Annotated in this window: 18 protein-coding genes; 5 read left to right on the top strand and 13 right to left on the bottom strand. The window is 66.0% G+C overall.

Going from position 1 to position 18446, the window contains the following annotated elements:
• Nucleotides 1-77: 77 nt before the first annotated feature.
• The 11 genes from leuA to ACFZCE_RS06330 form a co-directional block, all read right to left on the bottom strand.
• On the bottom strand, nt 78-1748 hold the full coding sequence (gene leuA, locus ACFZCE_RS06380; RefSeq protein WP_390937103.1) for a 2-isopropylmalate synthase: 1671 nt from the start codon (nt 1746-1748) through the stop codon (nt 78-80).
• 360 nt (nt 1749-2108) lie between these two features.
• Nucleotides 2109-2897, bottom strand: a complete 789-nt coding sequence (gene otnI, locus ACFZCE_RS06375; RefSeq protein WP_390937101.1) for a 2-oxo-tetronate isomerase — start codon at nt 2895-2897, stop codon at nt 2109-2111.
• A 21-nt stretch (nt 2898-2918) separates the two neighbouring features.
• Nucleotides 2919-4376 carry an SLC13 family permease gene (locus ACFZCE_RS06370; protein WP_390937099.1) on the bottom strand — a complete coding sequence of 486 codons (1458 nt, stop codon included), beginning with the start codon at nt 4374-4376 and terminating at the stop codon, nt 2919-2921.
• A gap of 129 nt (nt 4377-4505) precedes the next feature.
• Nucleotides 4506-5144 carry an aldolase gene (locus tag ACFZCE_RS06365; protein WP_390937097.1) on the bottom strand — a complete coding sequence of 213 codons (639 nt, stop codon included), beginning with the start codon at nt 5142-5144 and terminating at the stop codon, nt 4506-4508.
• Nucleotides 5141-6433 (bottom strand): 3-oxo-tetronate kinase, encoded by a 1293-nt coding sequence (otnK, locus tag ACFZCE_RS06360; RefSeq protein WP_390937096.1) that lies wholly within the window; start codon nt 6431-6433, stop codon nt 5141-5143. The genes ACFZCE_RS06365 and otnK overlap by 4 nt, the downstream gene beginning before the upstream one ends.
• A gap of 3 nt (nt 6434-6436) precedes the next feature.
• Nucleotides 6437-7399 (bottom strand): L-threonate dehydrogenase, encoded by a 963-nt coding sequence (ltnD, locus tag ACFZCE_RS06355; protein WP_390937503.1) that lies wholly within the window; start codon nt 7397-7399, stop codon nt 6437-6439.
• Nucleotides 7400-7606: 207 nt separating this feature from the next.
• On the bottom strand, nt 7607-8410 hold the full coding sequence (locus ACFZCE_RS06350; protein ID WP_390937093.1) for a DeoR family transcriptional regulator: 804 nt from the start codon (nt 8408-8410) through the stop codon (nt 7607-7609).
• Between the two features lie 77 nt (nt 8411-8487).
• Nucleotides 8488-8937, bottom strand: coding sequence for a DoxX family membrane protein (locus tag ACFZCE_RS06345; protein ID WP_390937091.1), 450 nt, complete (start codon nt 8935-8937; stop codon nt 8488-8490).
• A 9-nt stretch (nt 8938-8946) separates the two neighbouring features.
• The gene (locus ACFZCE_RS06340) at nt 8947-9696 is read right to left on the bottom strand and encodes a putative DNA-binding domain-containing protein (RefSeq protein WP_390937090.1); all 750 of its coding nucleotides are present in this window, start codon (nt 9694-9696) and stop codon (nt 8947-8949) included.
• Nucleotides 9693-10526, bottom strand: coding sequence for a DUF692 family multinuclear iron-containing protein (locus tag ACFZCE_RS06335; RefSeq protein WP_390937501.1), 834 nt, complete (start codon nt 10524-10526; stop codon nt 9693-9695). The genes ACFZCE_RS06340 and ACFZCE_RS06335 overlap by 4 nt, the downstream gene beginning before the upstream one ends.
• 14 nt (nt 10527-10540) lie before the next feature.
• A complete protein-coding gene (locus tag ACFZCE_RS06330) occupies nt 10541-10819 on the bottom strand; it encodes a DUF2282 domain-containing protein (protein ID WP_390937088.1) in 279 nt (92 codons plus the stop codon).
• A 224-nt stretch (nt 10820-11043) separates the two neighbouring features.
• On the opposite strand from ACFZCE_RS06330, the gene ACFZCE_RS06325 reads away from it, so the two are divergent.
• Nucleotides 11044-11619, top strand: a complete 576-nt coding sequence (locus ACFZCE_RS06325) for a sigma-70 family RNA polymerase sigma factor (RefSeq protein WP_390937086.1) — start codon at nt 11044-11046, stop codon at nt 11617-11619.
• On the top strand, nt 11616-12257 hold the full coding sequence (locus ACFZCE_RS06320; RefSeq protein ID WP_390937085.1) for an NrsF family protein: 642 nt from the start codon (nt 11616-11618) through the stop codon (nt 12255-12257). The genes ACFZCE_RS06325 and ACFZCE_RS06320 overlap by 4 nt, the downstream gene beginning before the upstream one ends.
• A gap of 4 nt (nt 12258-12261) precedes the next feature.
• On the opposite strand, the gene ACFZCE_RS06315 is transcribed toward ACFZCE_RS06320, so the two are convergent.
• Entirely contained in the window at nt 12262-13095 is an 834-nt protein-coding gene (locus tag ACFZCE_RS06315) for a peptidoglycan DD-metalloendopeptidase family protein (protein ID WP_390937084.1), read from the bottom strand.
• Between the two features lie 2 nt (nt 13096-13097).
• Nucleotides 13098-14477 (bottom strand): exodeoxyribonuclease VII large subunit, encoded by a 1380-nt coding sequence (xseA, locus tag ACFZCE_RS06310; protein ID WP_390937082.1) that lies wholly within the window; start codon nt 14475-14477, stop codon nt 13098-13100.
• Nucleotides 14478-14555: 78 nt separating this feature from the next.
• On the opposite strand from xseA, the gene ACFZCE_RS06305 reads away from it, so the two are divergent.
• The 3 genes from ACFZCE_RS06305 to guaA all read left to right on the top strand — a co-directional run bounded on the left by ACFZCE_RS06305 (nt 14556) and on the right by guaA (nt 18364).
• The gene (locus ACFZCE_RS06305) at nt 14556-15107 is read left to right on the top strand and encodes a sugar ABC transporter ATPase (RefSeq protein ID WP_390937080.1); all 552 of its coding nucleotides are present in this window, start codon (nt 14556-14558) and stop codon (nt 15105-15107) included.
• Nucleotides 15108-15184: 77 nt separating this feature from the next.
• Nucleotides 15185-16654 (top strand): IMP dehydrogenase, encoded by a 1470-nt coding sequence (gene guaB / locus ACFZCE_RS06300; RefSeq protein WP_390937079.1) that lies wholly within the window; start codon nt 15185-15187, stop codon nt 16652-16654.
• A 132-nt stretch (nt 16655-16786) separates the two neighbouring features.
• A complete protein-coding gene (gene guaA, locus ACFZCE_RS06295) occupies nt 16787-18364 on the top strand; it encodes a glutamine-hydrolyzing GMP synthase (RefSeq protein WP_390937077.1) in 1578 nt (525 codons plus the stop codon).
• The last annotated feature ends 82 nt before the right edge of the window (nt 18365-18446 follow it).

The raw sequence follows: 18446 nt of genomic DNA, 5'->3' as shown, positions 1-18446 counted from the left end.
GGGCCTTCAAGGCTTGGCACAAAAAACCAAAAACCCCGCCGAAGCGGGGTTTTTCATTAGCACTAGCCGCCTGATCTTCAGGCCGCCTGTGCTTCCTTGGTGCTCAGCGCACGGTTCAGCGCGCTGAACAGCGCCTTGAAGCTCGCCGTGGTGATGTTTTCATCGATGCCCACGCCGTGCAGTGGGCGCTCGCCCGCCACGCGCAGCTCGATGTAGGCCGCCGCCTTGGCATGGGTGCCGGCGCCGATGGCGTGCTCGCTGTAGTCCATGATCTCGACACTGATCGGCAGGCTGCTCACCAGCGCTTCCAGCGCGCCGTTGCCTTTGCCTTTCCAGTGCAGGGTTTCGCCGTCGCTGCTGACTTCGACGTTGACCGTGCTGTTGCTGTTCTCTTCGGTCAGGCGGTGGCTGACCAAGGCGTACGGCAGGTTGGCCTGCAGGTATTCCTTGTGCAGCAGCGCGTAGATCTGCTGGGCGGTCATTTCCAGGCCCAGGCGGTCGGTTTCGCGCTGCACCACCTGGCTGAATTCGATCTGCATGCGGCGTGGCAGCGAGATGCCGTATTCCTGCTCCAGCAGGTAGGTGATGCCGCCCTTGCCCGACTGGCTGTTGACCCGGATTACCGCCTCGTAGCTGCGGCCGATGTCGGCCGGGTCGATCGGCAGGTACGGCACTTCCCACAGTTCGCCGTCTTTCTGCTGGGCGAAGCCCTTGCGGATGGCGTCCTGGTGGGAGCCGGAGAAGGCGGTGTGAACCAGGTCGCCCACATACGGGTGGCGCGGGTGCACGGGCAGTTGGTTGCACTCTTCAACCACTTTGCGCACGCCGTCGATGTCGGAGAAGTCCAGCTCCGGGTCGACGCCCTGGGTGTAGAGGTTCAGTGCGCAGGTGACCAGGTCAACGTTACCGGTGCGCTCGCCGTTGCCGAACAGGCAGCCTTCAACGCGGTCGGCGCCGGCCATCAGGCCCAATTCGGTGGCGGCCACGCCGGTGCCACGGTCGTTGTGGGTGTGCAGGCTGATGATCACGCTGTCGCGGCGGTTGATGTGGCGGCAGAACCACTCGATCTGGTCGGCGTAGATGTTTGGCGTCGCCACTTCAACGGTGGCCGGCAGGTTCAGGATGATCTTGTGCTGCGGGGTCGGCTGCCACACCTCGATGACCGCGTCGCACACTTCCTTGGCGAATTCCAGCTCGGTGGCGCTGAAGGTTTCTGGCGAGTACTGGAACGTCCACTGGGTTTCAGGCTGTTGCTTGGCGTACTTCACAAACAGTTGCGCCGCGTTCACCGCGATGGCTTTGACGCCTTCTTTATCCTGATTGAAGACGATCCGGCGGAACGCCGGGCAGGTGGCGTTGTACAGGTGCACGATGGCTTTCTTCGCGCCGCGCAGCGATTCGAAGGTGCGCGCGATGAGGTCTTCACGGGCCTGGGTGAGCACCTGGATGGTGGTGTCATCCGGCACGTGGCCGTCTTCGATCAGGGTGCGCACGAAGTCGAAATCGGTTTGCGAGGCGCTCGGGAAGGAGGCTTCGATTTCCTTCACGCCCACCGAAACCAGGGTTTTCCAGAAACGCAGTTTTTTCTCGGCGTCCATGGGCTCGATCAACGACTGGTTGCCGTCGCGCAGGTCCGAGCTGCACCAGATCGGCGCCGCGGTAATGGTCTTGGAAGGCCAGGTGCGGTCAGGCAGGTCGATGGTGGGGAATGCGCGGTACTTCTTGGACGGGTCTTTGAGCATGCTCATGGGGCTGATCCTTTCTGGGCGGCGGCCTTGTGGGCCGGCACGGCCTTTTTTTAATGGGGGTAAGCAATAAAAAGGGGGCGATGCAGGGCGGCTTACCCTGGCAGTCGGTCACTGACCAGGCAAAGGCTGCGGTGCTGGCGTAGCAGGATGTGGGTGCGTGCGTTGTTCATGCGTTAAACCCTAACCATTGCAGGGGAAGATCGCAAGCGCGCCGAAAAAAATGGTAGGAATGCTCGGTTTCAGGGTTTTATGAGCATAAAATCCTGCCAAGCAGGGGTGGGATTGCTCTGAATTGTCGTGCTACGCGGGGGTTGCGCAACACAGCTGGCGCCGGGGTTGCCCGCCGGCGCCTGCCAGGGGTCAAGCCTGCTGCGCCTTCCACTGGCGCAGCCAGGCCAGGCCTTCGTGGGTATCGCCTTTGGGGCGGTACTCGCAACCCACCCAGCCGCTGTAGCCGAGGCTGTCGATCAGGTTGAACAGGTTGGCGTAGTTCAGCTCGCCGAGGTTCGGCTCATGGCGCTCCGGCACGCTGGCGATCTGAATATGCCCGACGTTGGCGAAGTCACGGCGCAAGGTGGTGCTGACGTCGCCTTCGACGATCTGGCAATGGTAGAAGTCGAACTGCACCTTCAGGTTGCTCGCGCCCACCGCTTCGCGGATGGCGTGGGCCTGGTCCTGGCGGTTGAGGAAGAACCCGGGCATGTCACGGGTGTTGATCGGCTCGATCAGCACCGTGATGCCCGCCTTGGCCGCTTCAGCGGCGGCGAAGGCGAGGTTCTCCTGGTACACCGCCTGGTGTTTGCCGCGCAGTGCTTCATCTGGCAGCAAGCCGGCCATCACGTGGATGCGGTCGTTGCCCAGCACGGCGGCGTATTCCAGCGCCTGGTGGATGCCGTCGCGAAACTCGGCCTCGCGGCCAGGCAGCGAGGCAATCCCGCGCTCGCCCGCGGCCCAGTCCCCGGGCGGGGCATTGAACAGCGCTTGCACCAGGCCGTTGTCGCTGAGCCGGGCGCGCAGTTCTTGCGTGCTGTAGTCGTAGGGGAAGAGGTATTCCACGGCCTCGAAACCGTCCGCCGCCGCGGCGGCGAAGCGATCGAGAAAGTCATGCTGTGGGTACAGCATGCTGAGGTTGGCGGCGAAACGGGGCATGGGTAGCTCTCCTGCAATGGGTTAAACGAACGGCCACAGCGCCAGGGTGATCAGGAACCCCAAGGTGCCCAGCAGGGTGACCAACACCGTCCAGGTGCGCAAGCCATCGCCTACGTTGAGGCCGGCCAGTTTAGTGAACATCCAGTAGCCGGCGTCGTTGATGTGCGACATCGCCAGGCCGCCACCGCCCATGGCCAGGCACAGCAGCGCGAGTTGGTTGGGGTTCAGGCCGAGGGTCGCGATCAGCGGGCTGAGGATGCCGGCGGTGGTGACCAGCGCCACCGTGGTGGAACCTTGTACCGCGCGCAGCAGCAGGGTCAGCAGGAAGCCCAGGGCCAACACCGGCAGGCCGGTATGGCGCAGCGCTTCGGAGACCACCGCGCCGATGCCGGTGTCGACCAGCACTTTGCCGAACACGCCGCCGGCGCCAGCGATCAGGATCACCATGGCCACGCCCGGCAGCGCCGAGCCGATCACGTCAGACACCTGCGAGCGGCTCCAGCCACGGCGCGAACCGAGCAGCCAGGCACACAGCAGGGTGTCGATCAGCAGCGCCACCAGCGGCGCGCCGAGTACGGTCAGCACCGCGCGCAGGCCCGAATCGGCCGGCAGCAGGGTGGTCGCCAGGGTACCCAGCAGGATCAGTACGATCGGCAGCAGGATCAAGCCGATGATCAGGCCAAAGCCCGGTGCCGGCGCGGGCGGCAGGCGCTTGGCCAGGCTGCCGGCGCTTTCGTCCAGGGCCCCGGAGGTCACGTGCTCGGTGCTGTGTTGGCGCGAGTAGTCGCCATTGGCCCAGGCCTGCAGGTCATCGTTGCCGATGTGCGGGCCGTACACTTCGCTGCGGATGTCGTCGGTCATCGGGTAGGTGCGGCGGGTCATGCGGCCGGCCACCCAGTAGCCGATCAGGCACAGCACGCCGACGATCGGCAGGCCGAACAGCAGCACCCGGCCGAGGTCCGCGCCCAGTTGCCCGGCGGCGGCCACGGCACCCGGGTGCGGCGGCAGGAAGGCATGCACCGAGAGCAGCGCCGCGCACATCGGCAGGGCGAAGATCAGCAGCGGCTTGCGCGCGGCGCGGGCCACACCGTAGGCCAACGGCATCAGGATGATCACCCCGACCTCGAAGAACACCGGGATGCCGACCATGAAGCCGGCCACGGTCAGCGCCAGCGGCGTGCGCCGGTTGCCGAAGCGCTTGATCAGCGTTTTCGCCAGCGCCTCGGCGCCCCCGGAAAGCTCGATGATGCGGCCGATCATCGCGCCCAGGGCGATGATGATGGCGATGTGGCCGAGGGTTTTACCCATGCCGCCTTCGATGGTGGCGACCAGGTCCGCGGGTTTCACCCCGGCGACCAGCGCAACGAGGATGCTGACCAGCATCAACGCCACGAACGGCTGGAATTTGTACCGCAGTACGAGCAACAAGAGCAGGGCGATGCCGGCCCCGGCAATGAGCATCAACACCAAAGGCGTCATGGGCGTGCGCTCCGCGAAGAGAGGATACGGGTGAGTGTCAGCATGGGGTGTTCTCCTGTTGTTATTGTTTTCCGGCCAGGCCGGGTGCCGGGGCCTTCAGGCCTCGGCGGCAGCGTCAGCAGTCAGGGTTTACCAGCGGGCGCCGAAGGCCTGGTGCAGGTCTTCCAGGGCTTCTGCGCCAAGGGGTTCGGGCTTGGGGTTGCTCATCAGCCACAGGCGCGCGGTTTCTTCCAGTTCTTCCAGGGCGTAGGCGGCCTTAGCCACCGAGCTTTCCCAAATCACCGGGCCCAAGCGCTCGAGCATCACCCCGCGCACCTGGTTGGCCAGCAGCGCCACCTGTTCGGCCACCTTGGGCGAGCCGGGGCGTTCGTAGGCGATCAACGGAATGTGGCCGACCTTCATCACCTGGTAGGGGGTGATCGGCGGCAGGATGTCATCGGGCCGCCAAACCCCGGCCAGGGTCAGTGCCACCAGGTGCGTGGAGTGGGTGTGCACCACGCCGCCCACACCGGGGTTGCGGTCGTACACCTGGCGGTGCAAGGCCAGGGTTTTCGACGGTTTGGCGCCAGACACCCACTCACCGGCCAGGTTGACCTTGGCGATGGCGGCCGGGTCGAGGCGGCCCAGGCAGGCGTCGGTGGGGGTGATCAGCCAGCCGTCGTCCAGCCGGGCGCTGATGTTGCCGGCGCTGCCCACGGTGTAGCCGCGGCCGAACAGCAGCTTGCCGATCTCGCAGATTTCTTCGCGCAGGGTGCTTTCGGTGCTCATTGGCGACCCCCTGCCAGTTGGCTCAGCGCTTTGCTGAAGAAGTCGCGGCCGCCGAAGTTGCCCGACTTCAACGCCAGGGCGATCGGCGTGGCGCCGCTGCTGACGGTCGCTGGCACGCCCGGGTCGATCTGCGCGCCGATTTTCAGCAGGCTGACGCCCAGCGCCTGGACCACCGCGCCGGAGGTTTCGCCCCCCGCCACCACAAAGCGGCGAGTGCCGGCGTTGTACAAGCCCTTGGCAATCTGGCCCAGGGCCTCTTCGACCATGGCACCGGCCCGTTCCACGCCGAGCTTGGCCTGCACGGCCTTGACCTCATCGGGGCTGCTGGTGGCGTAGATCAGCACGGTTTGCCCGGCGGCTTGAGCAAATGCCAGGGCCTGCTCGACCACCGGTTGGCCATCGGCCAAGGCCAGCGGGTCGATGCGCAGGGCAGGGCGGCCGGCTTCGAGCCAGGCCGCGACCTGGCCGTTGGTGGCGATCGAGGCGCTGCCGGCCAATACCACTTCGCCGCCGGCGACCGCGGCCTGCTCGGCGGCGTCGATGTCGCGCAGCTTACCGGCGGCGCGGAAGTTGCCGGGCAGGCCCAGCGCCAGGCCGGAGCCACCGGTCAGCAGCGGCAGGCCGGCACAGGCCTCGCCCAGGGTGTAGAGGTCAGCGTCGGAAACCGCGTCGGCGATCGCCATGCTCACGCCTTCGGCGCGCAGTTGCTCGATGCGTGCGCGCACGGCCGCGGCGCCTTGGGCCACCGCGTCGTAACGCAACAGGCCAACCTTCAGCGGGGTTTGCGCCTGCAGTACCCGCACCAGGTTGGCATCGGCCATCGGCGTGAGCGGGTGGTTCTGCATGCCGCATTCGTTGAGCAGTTGGTCTTGCACGAACAGGTGGCCACGGAAAATCGTCCGGCCGTTCTCGGGGAAGGCCGGGCAGGCCAGGGTGAAGTCGCTGCCCAGGGCCTGCAGCAGCGCTTCGCTGACCTGGCCGATGTTGCCGCGCTCGGTGGAATCGAAGGTGGAGCAGTACTTGAAGAAAATCTGCTCGCAACTACGCGCCTGCAGCCAGGCCAGCGCTTCCAGCGATTGCTCGACCGCCTCGACGGCCGGGAGGGTGCGCGATTTCAGCGCGATCACGATGGCGTCGGCATCGAGCGAGGCGAGGTCGCCTTCAGCGGGAATGCCAATGCTCTGCACGGTACGCATGCCGCCGCGGACCAGCATGTTGGCCAGGTCAGTGGCGCCGGTGAAGTCATCGGCGATGCAGCCCAGCAGCGGGCGCGGAGATGAAGTGCTCATGGCTTACTCGCTGTCGGGCTTGGCGGTGGGCAGGTCGATGCCCGGGAAGATCTTGATCACGGCCGAATCGTCTTCACGGCCAAAGCCGGCGGTGGACGCTTGCATGAACATCTGGTGGGCGGTGGCCGACAGTGGCAGCGGGAATTTGCTGGTGCGGGCGGTATCCAGGACCAGGCCCAGGTCTTTGACGAAGATGTCTACCGCCGACAGCGGCGTGTAGTCCGCCTTGAGAATGTGCGGCACGCGGTTTTCGAACATCCACGAATTGCCGGCGCTGTTGGTGATCACCTCGTAGAGGGCATCTGGGTCAACGCCTTCACGCAGGCCCAGGGCCATGGCTTCGGCGCTGGCGGCGATGTGCACGCCGGCAAGCAGTTGGTTGATGATCTTGACCTTCGAACCTTGGCCGTGGGCGTCGCCCAGGCGGTACACCTTGCCCGCCATGCCAGCCAGCACGGCGTCGCCCTTGGCGTACGCGGCGGCAGGGCCGGAGGTCATCATGGTCATCTGCCCGGCGGCAGCCTTGGCCGCGCCACCCGAGATTGGCGCATCGAGGTAATGAATGTTCTGCTCGCCCAGGCGCTTGCCCAGTTCGATGGCGAAGGTCGGCGCAACGGTAGCGCAGCCAATCACCAGGCTGCCGGGGCGCAAGGCGGCGACCACGCCGTTTTCACCATAGAGCACGGTTTCGGTTTGCTCGGCGTTGACCACCACGGTGATCACCACGTCACAGGCCGCGGCCAGGGCGGCCGGGTTGGCGCAGGCCACGCCGCCTTCGCTGGCGAACTGCTCCACCACGGTGGCGCGTACGTCGCAGGCATGTACGTTGAAGCCGCTGCGCAGCAACGAGCGGGCAATGCCCAGGCCCATGGCACCCAGGCCAATGACGCCAATGTTCTTGTTGTCCATTCGTCTCTCCTCGAAGGGTTGCCAGGCAGGGCACCGGCATCCGGGCGATGTGGTTATTTGTTAATTTACTATGCTCCAGTGAGCGGATGGTGTGAAGCTATTTTTTCATTTAACAAAAGTTAACATTCGGCAAGGTGATCTGGGGCAAAAGGCAGGCGTGCGCTGGCGCACTGCCAGGCAAGCTTGGCGGTGGGTATCTGTTTAGGGAGTGAGGCCTTTGGCCCGGCGGTATCGGGCCCAAGGCCTAGAAACCTTGCGAAAGTGTCAAGCCAGAAGCAATTCCACACCTTGGGCACGCAGCCCATCCGCGGCCGCTTGGGCCAGGGCGCCGTCGGTGATGATGGTGTCGAACTCTTCGAGCCGGGCAATCCGATACATGCCGAACAGCCCGTATTTGGAACTGGTGGCGACCAGCACGCAGCGCGAGGCGGCCTGCATTGCTGCCTGTTTCACCTCGACCTTCAGGGCGGATGGGGTGGTGGTGCCACGCTTGGAGTCCCACGAACTGGTGGACATGAACGCCACATCGGTCGCCAATTGGCGCAGGGTGGCCGCGGCCAGGCCGCCGACGCAGGAACGGTTCGGGTGGTCGAGCAGGCCGCCGGTGTGGATCACCTCCACATGGGTGGCATCGGCCAAGGCGGCAACCACGCCGAAGTCGTTGGTTACCACGGTCATCCCAGACAACGCCACGATGTGCGGGACGATCTCCAGGGTGGTGGTGCCGGCGTCGAGGTATACGGTCATGTCGGGGTGTAGCAGCCCGGCGGCCAAGCGCGCCATCGCCTGCTTTTGTGGCAGCTCGACCACGGCCTTGGACTGGTGGCTGGGCTCACTGTGCACCTGGCTGACGATCCGCACGCCGCCGGTTACCGAGTAGGCGCGGCCGCTTTGCTCGAGCAGGGCGATGTCGCGGCGTACCGTCATGTGGGAACAGTCGAACATCTCCATCAACTGATGCACGCTCAGCACCTGGTGCTTGCGCAACGCCCGCAGCATTTGCTCGCGGCGCTGCTCGGGGATCATGGGGGCGCTGCCGTTGGGGGCAGCGTCGTCGTCGCGGGGCATGGGGGCTCCAGAAAGGGGCGGCCGCAGGGGCAATGGGTAAGCATCTTAGCGAATCCTTTGCCGGCGGGCAGCCTCCTTCAGCGGCGCCCGGCGATCAGCCGGTCGAGGGCCCAGCCGCCGCCACCCCGGGCCACCAGCAATAGCAGCAGGCCGGCCCAGGTCAAATGGGTGGGCCAGGCGTCGGGGTACACGAACACTTGAATGGTCGCGGTCATCACCAGCAGTGCCAAGGCCGCGAAGCGCGTAGCCAGCCCCAGCACCAGGAGCAGGGGGAACACATGCTCGGCGTAGGTGGCCAGGTGCGCGGCGAGCAGGGGGCTGATCAGTGGGAGCGCGTATTCGGTGCGAAACAGGTCGAAAGTGCTGGGGGTAATGGTGAGCCAGCCCTCGACCTTGGTGCGCCCGGACAGGAAGAAAACCGAGGCGATGCCAAGCCGGGCGACTGCGCACAGGAGGCTGTCTCCCAACAGTGATTGCAGGCGGCCTGCGAGGCCGAATGAGCGTTGTGGCGCATGGGCGGTGTGCATGGGGGCTCCTTAGGTATCGAGGGCGGCTAGCGCGCCCGCATTGGCCAGGTTGGCCATGAGTGGGGTGAAATCCAGCGTGGGTTCTACCTGCAAGGCGTAGGTGCTGGCGTGATCCAGCGAATGGCCGCCGGCGCAGGCCTCGAGAAAGGCGCAGCCCCCCGCCGACAAGGGCTGTACGCAAACCTGCTCGGGGTGCCCCACGAACAGCGCGCCCTCACCCTGCCAGGGCAGCGGCTCGGGTAAGGGCAGCCCTTGATGGTTGCAGTGCCAAAGGGTGTAGATCGGCTGCCCGGCAAACCACTGCCAGCGGGTGCTCGCCGCGGGCCGCAAGCATTGGCCGCCCAGCTCGCTGGCGGGAAGGCTGGCCAGCGCCACCAGGGCGAGCCTCGGCTGGTGGGGGGCGGTGAAGGCTTCGCGCCAGAGTTGGTCAAGCCGCGCCACAGCGCCCAGGTAGGGCAGGGCACGGGCCGGTTCGAACTGGTCGAGAAAAGCGGGGAACTGTTCCCCGTAGAACACCAGCCGGGCATCGTTGGGGGGTGTTTGCCGCGCATGGATGGCGGCGGCGCCTGCCAGCCAGTCTCGGCCGGTGAGCCGCTCCACGGCCGGGAAGTTGGCGCACAAGGCGTCGATACGGCCTTTGAGCACGGTGTTGCGATACACCGCGAAGCCGGGTTGTTCGGTGATGCCCGCGAGGGTACCGGGCGCGCCTTCGAGGGCCGCGACAAAGGCATCCTGGAACTGTTGCAGAGGGCTGCTCATGGCGCCTCCGGGGGTTGCCCGAGCAGGCTGTGGGCGTGGTCGCGCTCGGCGAGCAACGCTGTGAATGCCGGGAGTGCGTCGTCGCGTTCGATCAGCGTGGGCCGGCCGCCAATACGCCGTATCAGCCGTTCGTAAAGGGCCCAGACCGGCTGGCTGACCGGCGCGCTGTGCGAGTCGATCAGCAGGCCGCTGGCGGCGTCCCGATGGTGCCCGGCCAGGTGGACCTCCATCACCGCGGCGGCGGGGAAGCGGTCGAGGTATTCACCGGCCTCCACGCCCACGTTGTGGGCACTGATGTAGACGTTGTTCACGTCGAGCAGCAGGCCGCAACCGGTGCGGCGCGCCAGCTCGGCGAGGAATTCGACCTCGTCCCAGTCATGGCCGGGCACGTTGAGGTAGTGGCTGGGGTTTTCCACTGCAATACGGCGCCCCAGTGCCTCCTGGGTACGCTGGATGTTTTCGCTGATCCGCCGCAAGGCGTAGTGGCTACGCGGGAAGGGCAGCAGGTCAGGGTGATAGTGGCCGCGCCAGGTGGACCATGCCAGATGTTCCGAAACCAGCGCCGGCTGAATGTGTTCGGCCAGGCCCTTGAGCCGTTCAAGGTGGGCCAGATCAGGGGGCGCATCGGCGGCCAATGACAATGACACGCCGTGCAGGGACAGCGGGTGGCGTTCAGCCACCCGCTCTAGCCATGCCAGCCGGGGCCCACCCACGAGGTAGTTCTCAGGGTGCACCTCGAACCACAGCCCGGGTGCCTGGCAAGCCAGGGCTTCGGTGTAATGTTCGGCCTTCAGGCCTAACCCGGCGGTGAGTGGCTGCTGTGCTGGCATGGCCATGCTGCCGATCAGGACTTGATCGGGGTCAACGAACCCATGCCGTTAGGGGTTTTGATCGACGTACAGGTACCGGCCGGAACGTTCTTCCAGGCGTTGCCCTGGTAGTCCATTTTCGAGGTGCCTGCGCAGGAGGTGCCGGCGCCGGCCTTGCAGTCGTTTTTGCCTGCCATGGCGATGCCGTAGCATTTTTCCATCGCGCCGCTGGCAGCGGGCTGGTCTGCCGCGACTGCGGCGGCGGAGAGGGAGGCCAGAGCCAGTGCGGCGGTGGTGAGGGCGAACGCTTTCATGAACATGCTCCTGAAAGGAAGGGTGGCGGCCAGTGAAATACCAGCGCCCAACCCTCTATTCGCTGCGCGGTGCAAAACGGTTACACAGCGTTGGCAAAAAAATTCGCACTTGCCCAACTGTGGCTTGACGGGCCTCACGCCAGCCGGCAGTTTCAGCCTTCGCCGCCACCACCAAGGACGGGGGTGGGTAAAAAAATCCGACTGCAAGGTAACCCGAGCTGCCGATGGAACGAATTACCGGTCAGGCCCAACTGGAAGCGCGAGAGCGTGAGCTTCAGCAACTGCTATTGCGCGCCATGGACGGCGACGCTCAGGCATACCAGGTATTTCTCACCGCGTTGGGTGGGCACTTGCGCGGTTTTTTGCGCCGGCGCCTGGCACGGCGCCCCGAGGAGGTCGAAGACCTGCTGCAGGAGGTACTGCTGGCGGTGCACAATGCCCGCCATACCTACCGCCCGGAGCAGCCGCTGACCGCCTGGGTGCAAGCGATTGCCCGTTACAAGCTGTTCGATCACCTGCGCCACTACGCGCGCCGCGAGGCGCTGCAGCAGCCACTGGAGGAGGGCGACGACCTGTTCGCGGCAGAGCTCGCCGAGCCGGCCCAGGCCAGCCGTGACCTGGGCCGCCTGCTCGAGCACCTGCCAGAGCGCCAGCGGCTGCCGATCATTCATGTGAAGCTCGAGGGGCTGTCGGTGGAAGAAACCTCACGACTGACCGGGATGTCCGGCTCGGCCGTAAAGGTGGGCATACACCGCGGGCTCAAGGCGCTGGCGAAACTGATTCGAGGGAAGCATCCATGAACACCGATGAGCTGATCGCCCTGCTCGCCAGCGGTAGCGGCAGCGTTGACCGCCGCGGGCAGGCCAGGCGCTTCGCCTTGGGCTTGCTGTGCGGAGGGCTGGCGGCAGCGCTACTGATGGCCGCGCTGTTCGGCGTGCGCGCCGACCTGGCCCAGGTCGCCGCCACGCCGCTGTTCTGGGCCAAGGCCGCGTTACCGCTGAGCCTGGCGGCGATCGCCCTATGCCTGGTGGGCCGCCTGGGCCGCCCGGGGGTGGCCGGTGGCGCCGCCTGGCCGTGCCTGGCATTGCCACTGCTGGCGGTGTGGGCGGCGGCGGCGCTGGCCCTGCTCGGTGTGCCTGCCGGCGAGCGCGCCAGCCTGGTGCTGGGGCACACGTGGCGCACCTGCCCGTTCAACATCCTGTTGTTGTCGGTACCCACCTTCATCGGGGTGTTCTGGGCTCTGCGCGGGCTGGCGCCTACCCGCCCGCGCTTGGCTGGGGCAGCCGGCGGCCTGCTGGCGAGCGCCATGGCCACCACGGTGTACTGCTTGCATTGCCCGGAGATGGCGCCACCCTTCTGGGGGGCCTGGTATGTACTGGGCATGTTGCTGCCTACACTCGCGGGCGCTTTGGCCGGGCCGCGGCTACTGCGCTGGTAACCCCTCAGGGCTGGAATGCACCGATGAAAATCGCCGGGTCGACGCGGGCGTCGTTCAGGCTCACGTTCCAGTGCATGTGCGGCCCGGTCGCCCGGCCAGTGGCGCCCACCCGGCCGACCACCGCGCCACGGGCCAGCACCTGCCCGGGTTGCACGTCGATTTTCGACATGTGGCAGAACATGCTGATAAAGCCCTGGCCATGGTCGACGAACACCGTGTTGCCATTGAAGAAGTAATCGCCGATCAGGATCACCTTCCCAGCGGCCGGCGTTTTGATCGGCGTACCGGCCGGCACGGCAAAATCCAGCCCGGCGTGGGGGTTGCGCTCTTCGCCATTGAAGAACCGGCGCACGCCAAAGCGGCTCGACAGTGGCCCGCTCACCGGTTTGTCGAGCAGCAGGTTGCTCGGCGTACCCAGGCTGAAGCTCTGGTAGGCGCGGGTTTGTTCGGCCAGTTCGCGGTTGATGCGGGTCAGGTCATCGGGGTTGGGGTTCACCTGCCGGGTGTTTTTCAGGGTGATGCGCTGCTCCGGATAGCGCTTGCTGCCCACGCTGAAGCCGAGGCTGCGTTCGCCTGCCGCGTCTTTTACCTGTACCTGTTGGGCGCCGGGTTTGAGGCTCAGCGGCAAGCCGACCACGGCGCGCCAGGTGGCCTGCTCCTTGACCACCAGCACCGGTTTGCCATCAAAGAACACCTGAGGCGCGCGGCTGCCTTCGCCGAGGGCGAGCACCGCCACCCCGCCGGGCACTGGCCGGTTCAGTTGGCGGGTGAGGTAACTGTCGGCCAGCGCGGGCCAGGTGGCCAGGCAGAGGAGGGCGATGCACAGCAGGCGGGGCATGGTCAGTCCAGCAATGAGAGGGTCACGGGGGCCAGGTGGTTGTCTTCCACCCGTACGGTGAGTTCGCCTTCGCCCAGGCGCGCGGTCAGGCGCTGCCCGGGTGGCGCTTGCTCGGCGCGGCGGATGGCATGGCCACGGTCGTCGAGCAGGATGCTGTAGCCACGCCCGAGGGTGGCCAGCGGGCTGACCACGTGCAGGGTTTGCGCTTGCGCCTGCAGTTGCTGGCGGCGCGCCTTGAGTTGGTCGTTCATCACTTTGGGCAGGCGCTGGGCAAGCACGTCGAGGCGTTGGCGCAGCAGCGCGACGGCGCGCCCGGGGTGTTGCGCCGCCAGCCGCGCGGCGAACTGCGCCAGGCGCTGGCGGCGGGCTGCCTGGGCGCGCTCCAGGGCGCGGCGCAGGCGCATGTCGAGGTCGTCGAGGCGTTGCGCTTGCTGGCGCAGGCGCTCGCCGGGGTGGCGCAGGCGCCGGGCGAGGCCGTCGAGGCGCAATTGCTCGTGGGCCAGGCGGCCGCGCATGCGCATCAGCAGGCGGCGTTCCAGGCTTTGCACGCGCAGCACCAGTTCGGAGCTGTCAGGGGCGAGCAGTTCGGCCGCGGCCGAGGGGGTGGGCGCGCGCACATCGGCGACGAAGTCGCTGATCGACACGTCGGTTTCATGGCCCACGGCGCTGACGATCGGCGTCACGCAGGCGGCCACGGCGCGGGCCACGTCTTCTTCGTTGAAGCACCAGAGGTCTTCCAGCGAGCCGCCGCCACGGGCCAGGATGATCGCGTCGAAGCCGGCGCGGTCGGCCAGGGCAATCGCCCGGCTGATCTGCCCGATCGCTTCGCGGCCCTGCACGGCGGTGGGCACCAGGGTCAGCGCCACCTGCGGCGCGCGGCGGCGGAACACGCTGATGATGTCGCGGATCACCGCGCCGCTGGGCGAGCTGACAATGCCGATGCGCTTGGGGTGCGCGGGCAGCGCGACCTTGCGCTCGGTACTGAACAGCCCCTCGGCGGCCAGCTTCTCTTTCAGGGCTTCGAACGCCAGGCGCAGGGCGCCGTCGCCCGCGGGCTCCACCGAGTCGAGAATCAGTTGGTAGTCACCGCGGCCCTCGAACAACGACACCTTGCCGCGCACCTTGACCGCCAGGCCCTCGCGCAGCGCCTGGCGCACCCGCGCGGCGTTCTGCCGGAACAACGCGCAGCGCACCTGGGCGTTGGCGTCTTTCAACGTGAAGTACACATGGCCCGACGCCGGCCGCGCCAGGTTGGAAATCTCGCCTTCGACCCACACGTTGCCGAACACGTCCTCGAGCAGCAGGCGCGCGCGGTTGTTGAGTTGGCCCACGGTGAGCACTTCGCGGTCCAGGCCCAGCCTGGCAAAGGGATCGTTCATCATGGCGGCATCATAGAAGAAAACCTGCCGCCGAGCACAATGCTAGACTGCGGCGGTTTTTCCGAAGCACCTGCAGGCACCATGGCAAACCAAGCTATCCTCGTACCGCAAATCTCCAGCGTGCCCGCCCACGAAGCCGTGGCTGGGCGCATGTTGCGCTGGCTGATCCACAAGAACATCGTCGACAGCCAGGCCACCACCTGCGGGCTGGCCGGCAACCGCATGGCCTATTGCATCGCCGAGGGCGCGCGGCGGGTGGTCGAGCACCCGGAGCGGCTGCCCTTCGGCCAGGCGGTCAATGGCCTGCAAATCATCACCAAGCGTTGCATCTTCACCCCGGCGAAGGGGTTTCTCGAAGAGGCCGGTTGCCCGCATTGCCGGCGCGAAGTGGGCGAACCGCTGTTCGAGAGCCTGGATGAGTGGTTCCCAGGCGATACCGATAACTTCATGTGCCCGCTGTGCGGTTTCGAGGACGATATCAACGGCTTCCTGTTTTTGCAGCCGTGCGGGTTTTCCAACCTGGGGTTCATTTTCAACGGCTGGGGCGAGGCGGTGTTCAAGCCCGCGTTCGTCGCGGCGTTCGCCGAACGGCTGGACTTCAAGGTACGCGCGGTCACCGTAGAGCTGGAATAGTGATTCGCTCGTTGAGTGGCGGGCCCCATATCGGTATAATGGCGCGCTTCCATTTTTCCCGCACGGGAGCCCCCGCGATGCTGCGTATCAGCCAAGAAGCCCTGACCTTCGACGACATTCTGTTAGTACCCGGTTATTCCGAGGTTCTGCCTAACGAAGTCAGTCTCAAGACCCGTCTCACCCGGGGCATCGAACTCAATATTCCGCTGGTGTCCGCCGCGATGGACACCGTCACCGAAGCCCGCCTGGCCATCGCCATGGCCCAGGAAGGCGGCATCGGTATCATCCACAAGAACATGACCATCGACCAGCAAGCCGCCGAGGTGCGCAAGGTCAAGAAGTTCGAAGCCGGCGTGGTGCAAGACCCGATCACCATCGAGGCCGACGCCACCGTGCGCGACCTGTTCGAGCTCACCCGCCAGCACAACATCTCCGGCGTGCCGGTGCTGCATGATGGCGACCTGGTCGGCATCGTCACCTCCCGTGACGTGCGTTTCGAAACCCGCCTCGACATCCCGGTGCGCGAAGTGATGACCCCGCGCGAGCGGCTGGTCACCGTGCGCGAAGGCGCTGGCAAGGAAGAAGTTCGCCAGTTGCTGCACAAGCACCGCCTGGAAAAAGTCCTGATCGTCAACGACGCCTTCCAGCTCAAGGGCATGATGACCGTCAAGGACATCGAAAAAGCCAAGGCTTACCCGCTGGCCAGCAAGGATGAGCAGGGCCGCCTGCGCGTCGGCGCGGCTGTCGGTACCGGCAAGGACACCGGCGAGCGCGTTGCCGCGCTGGTTGCCGCCGGGGTAGACGTGGTGGTGGTCGACACCGCGCACGGCCACTCCAAGGGTGTGATCGACCGCGTGCGCTGGGTCAAGGAACACTACCCGCAGGTGCAGGTGATCGGCGGCAACATCGCCACCGGCGCCGCCGCCAAGGCCCTGGTCGAAGCCGGCGCTGACGCGGTCAAGGTCGGTATCGGCCCGGGCTCGATCTGCACCACCCGTATCGTCGCTGGCGTGGGCGTGCCGCAAATCAGCGCCATTGCCAACGTTGCCGCGGCCCTCGAAGGCACCGGCGTACCGCTGATCGCCGACGGCGGCATTCGTTTCTCCGGTGACCTGTCCAAGGCCATCGTCGCCGGCGCCTACGCGGTGATGATGGGTTCGATGTTCGCCGGCACCGAAGAAGCCCCGGGCGAGATCGAGCTGTTCCAGGGCCGTTCCTACAAAGCCTACCGCGGCATGGGCTCGCTGGGCGCGATGTCCCAGGCCCAGGGCTCGTCGGACCGCTACTTCCAGGATTCCTCGGCCGGCGCTGAAAAGCTCGTGCCCGAAGGCATCGAAGGCCGCGTGGCCTACAAGGGCGGCCTGGCAGCGATCATCCATCAACTGATGGGTGGCCTGCGTTCCTCGATGGGCTACACCGGCAGTGCCGACATCCAGGAAATGCGCACCAAGCCTGAATTCGTCCGCATCACCGGCGCCGGCATGGCTGAGTCGCACGTCCACGACGTGCAAATCACCAAGGAAGCGCCAAACTATCGGGTCGGTTAACACCGGCAGCGAGCCAGTGATCAGCTGCAAGCGCCAAGCCACGCCCGTGTGCTTGCCCTTGCAGCTTTTCACTTGGGTACCCTAACTTTACTTGCGGCTTGTAGCTTGAAGCTGCTCCAGCTGAGTCCTCCCATGGCCCTCGACATCCACGCCCATCGCATCCTGATCCTCGATTTCGGTTCGCAATACACCCAACTGATCGCCCGCCGCGTGCGCGAGATCGGCGTGTACTGCGAACTGCACCCGTTCGACATGAGCGATGCCGCCATTCGTGAATTCGCCCCGCGCGGCATCATCCTGGCCGGTGGCCCGGAGTCCGTGCACGAGGCCAACAGCCCGCGCGCGCCGCAGGCCGTGTGGGACCTGGGCGTGCCGGTGTTCGGCATCTGCTACGGCATGCAAACCATGGCCGAACAGTTGGGCGGCCGGGTCGAGGGTTCGGACCTGCGCGAGTTCGGCTACGCCCGCATCGATGTGGTCGGCAAAAGCCGCATCCTCGATGGCATCGAAGATCACATCGACGATGACGGCGTGTTCGGCCTCGACGTGTGGATGAGCCACGGCGACAAGGTCACCCAGATCCCCCAGGGCTTCCATGTACTGGCCAGCACCCCGAGCTGCCCGATCGCCGGCATGGCCGATGACCACCGCGGCTACTACGGCGTGCAGTTCCACCCGGAAGTGACCCACACCAAGCAGGGTGGGCGCATCCTTTCGCGCTTCATCCTCGACATCTGCGGCTGCGAAGCGCTGTGGACGCCGTCGAACATCGTCGAAGACGCCATCGCCCAGGTGCGCGCCCAGGTGGGTAGCTCCCACGTGCTGCTGGGCCTCTCTGGCGGCGTCGACTCTTCCGTGGTCGCGGCGCTGCTGCACCGCGCCATTGGTGACCGCCTGACCTGCGTGTTCGTCGACAACGGCCTGCTGCGCCTGCACGAGGGCGAGCAAGTGATGGCCATGTTCGCCGAGAACATGGGCGTTAAAGTGATCCGCGCCAATGCCGAAGCGCAGTTCCTGGATAACCTCGCTGGTGAGGCGGACCCAGAGAAGAAGCGCAAGATCATCGGCCGCACCTTCATCGACGTGTTCGACGCCGAAGCCAGCAAGCTGGAGAACATCAAGTTCCTTGCCCAGGGCACCATCTACCCCGACGTGATCGAGTCGGCCGGCGCCAAGAGCGGCAAGGCCCACGTGATCAAGTCGCACCACAACGTGGGCGGCCTGCCGGAAGAAATGAACCTGCAACTGGTCGAGCCGCTGCGCGAGCTGTTCAAGGACGAAGTGCGCAAGCTCGGCCTGGAACTGGGCCTGCCGTACGACATGGTCTACCGCCACCCGTTCCCGGGCCCGGGCCTGGGCGTGCGCATCCTCGGTGAAGTGAAGAAGGAATACGCCGACCTGCTGCGCCGCGCGGACCACATCTTCATCGAAGAACTGCGCAAGGCCGACTGGTACCACAAGGTCAGCCAGGCGTTCGTGGTGTTCCAACCGGTCAAATCGGTTGGCGTGGTCGGCGACGGCCGCCGTTACGCCTGGGTCGTGGCCCTGCGCGCGGTCGAAACCATCGACTTCATGACCGCCCGTTGGGCGCACCTGCCGTACGAGCTGCTGGAAACCGTCAGCGGCCGGATCATCAACGAGATCGACGGTATTTCGCGGGTGACCTACGACGTGTCGAGCAAGCCGCCGGCGACGATTGAGTGGGAGTGATTGGGCGTCTGGCATAGACCGGCATCAAGTTGTAAGAAATACTCTGAAAGCCCGCGTAAATGCGGGCTTTCGGCGTTCTTGG

This window comes from Pseudomonas sp. NPDC007930, from assembly GCF_042958985.1.
Lineage (GTDB): Bacteria > Pseudomonadota > Gammaproteobacteria > Pseudomonadales > Pseudomonadaceae > Aquipseudomonas.
The sequence above is the reverse complement of the archived record's forward strand: the minus strand, read 5'-3'. Positions and strand labels throughout refer to the sequence as shown.

Bases quoted from the DNA above. Each gene is read 5' to 3' on its own strand.
- leuA (WP_390937103.1), bottom strand. From the start codon at position 1,748: ATGAGCATGCTCAAAGACCCGTCCAAGAAGTACCGCGCATTCCCCACC.
- otnI (WP_390937101.1), bottom strand. From the start codon at position 2,897: ATGCCCCGTTTCGCCGCCAACCTCAGCATGCTGTACCCACAGCATGAC.
- ACFZCE_RS06370 (WP_390937099.1), bottom strand. From the start codon at position 4,376: ATGACGCCTTTGGTGTTGATGCTCATTGCCGGGGCCGGCATCGCCCTG.
- ACFZCE_RS06365 (WP_390937097.1), bottom strand. From the start codon at position 5,144: ATGAGCACCGAAAGCACCCTGCGCGAAGAAATCTGCGAGATCGGCAAG.
- otnK (WP_390937096.1), bottom strand. From the start codon at position 6,433: ATGAGCACTTCATCTCCGCGCCCGCTGCTGGGCTGCATCGCCGATGAC.
- ACFZCE_RS06350 (WP_390937093.1), bottom strand. From the start codon at position 8,410: ATGCCCCGCGACGACGACGCTGCCCCCAACGGCAGCGCCCCCATGATC.
- ACFZCE_RS06345 (WP_390937091.1), bottom strand. From the start codon at position 8,937: ATGCACACCGCCCATGCGCCACAACGCTCATTCGGCCTCGCAGGCCGC.
- ACFZCE_RS06340 (WP_390937090.1), bottom strand. From the start codon at position 9,696: ATGAGCAGCCCTCTGCAACAGTTCCAGGATGCCTTTGTCGCGGCCCTC.
- ACFZCE_RS06335 (WP_390937501.1), bottom strand. From the start codon at position 10,526: ATGCCAGCACAGCAGCCACTCACCGCCGGGTTAGGCCTGAAGGCCGAA.
- ACFZCE_RS06330 (WP_390937088.1), bottom strand. From the start codon at position 10,819: ATGAAAGCGTTCGCCCTCACCACCGCCGCACTGGCTCTGGCCTCCCTC.
- ACFZCE_RS06325 (WP_390937086.1), top strand. From the start codon at position 11,044: ATGGAACGAATTACCGGTCAGGCCCAACTGGAAGCGCGAGAGCGTGAG.
- ACFZCE_RS06320 (WP_390937085.1), top strand. From the start codon at position 11,616: ATGAACACCGATGAGCTGATCGCCCTGCTCGCCAGCGGTAGCGGCAGC.
- ACFZCE_RS06315 (WP_390937084.1), bottom strand. From the start codon at position 13,095: ATGCCCCGCCTGCTGTGCATCGCCCTCCTCTGCCTGGCCACCTGGCCC.
- xseA (WP_390937082.1), bottom strand. From the start codon at position 14,477: ATGATGAACGATCCCTTTGCCAGGCTGGGCCTGGACCGCGAAGTGCTC.
- ACFZCE_RS06305 (WP_390937080.1), top strand. From the start codon at position 14,556: ATGGCAAACCAAGCTATCCTCGTACCGCAAATCTCCAGCGTGCCCGCC.
- guaB (WP_390937079.1), top strand. From the start codon at position 15,185: ATGCTGCGTATCAGCCAAGAAGCCCTGACCTTCGACGACATTCTGTTA.
- guaA (WP_390937077.1), top strand. From the start codon at position 16,787: ATGGCCCTCGACATCCACGCCCATCGCATCCTGATCCTCGATTTCGGT.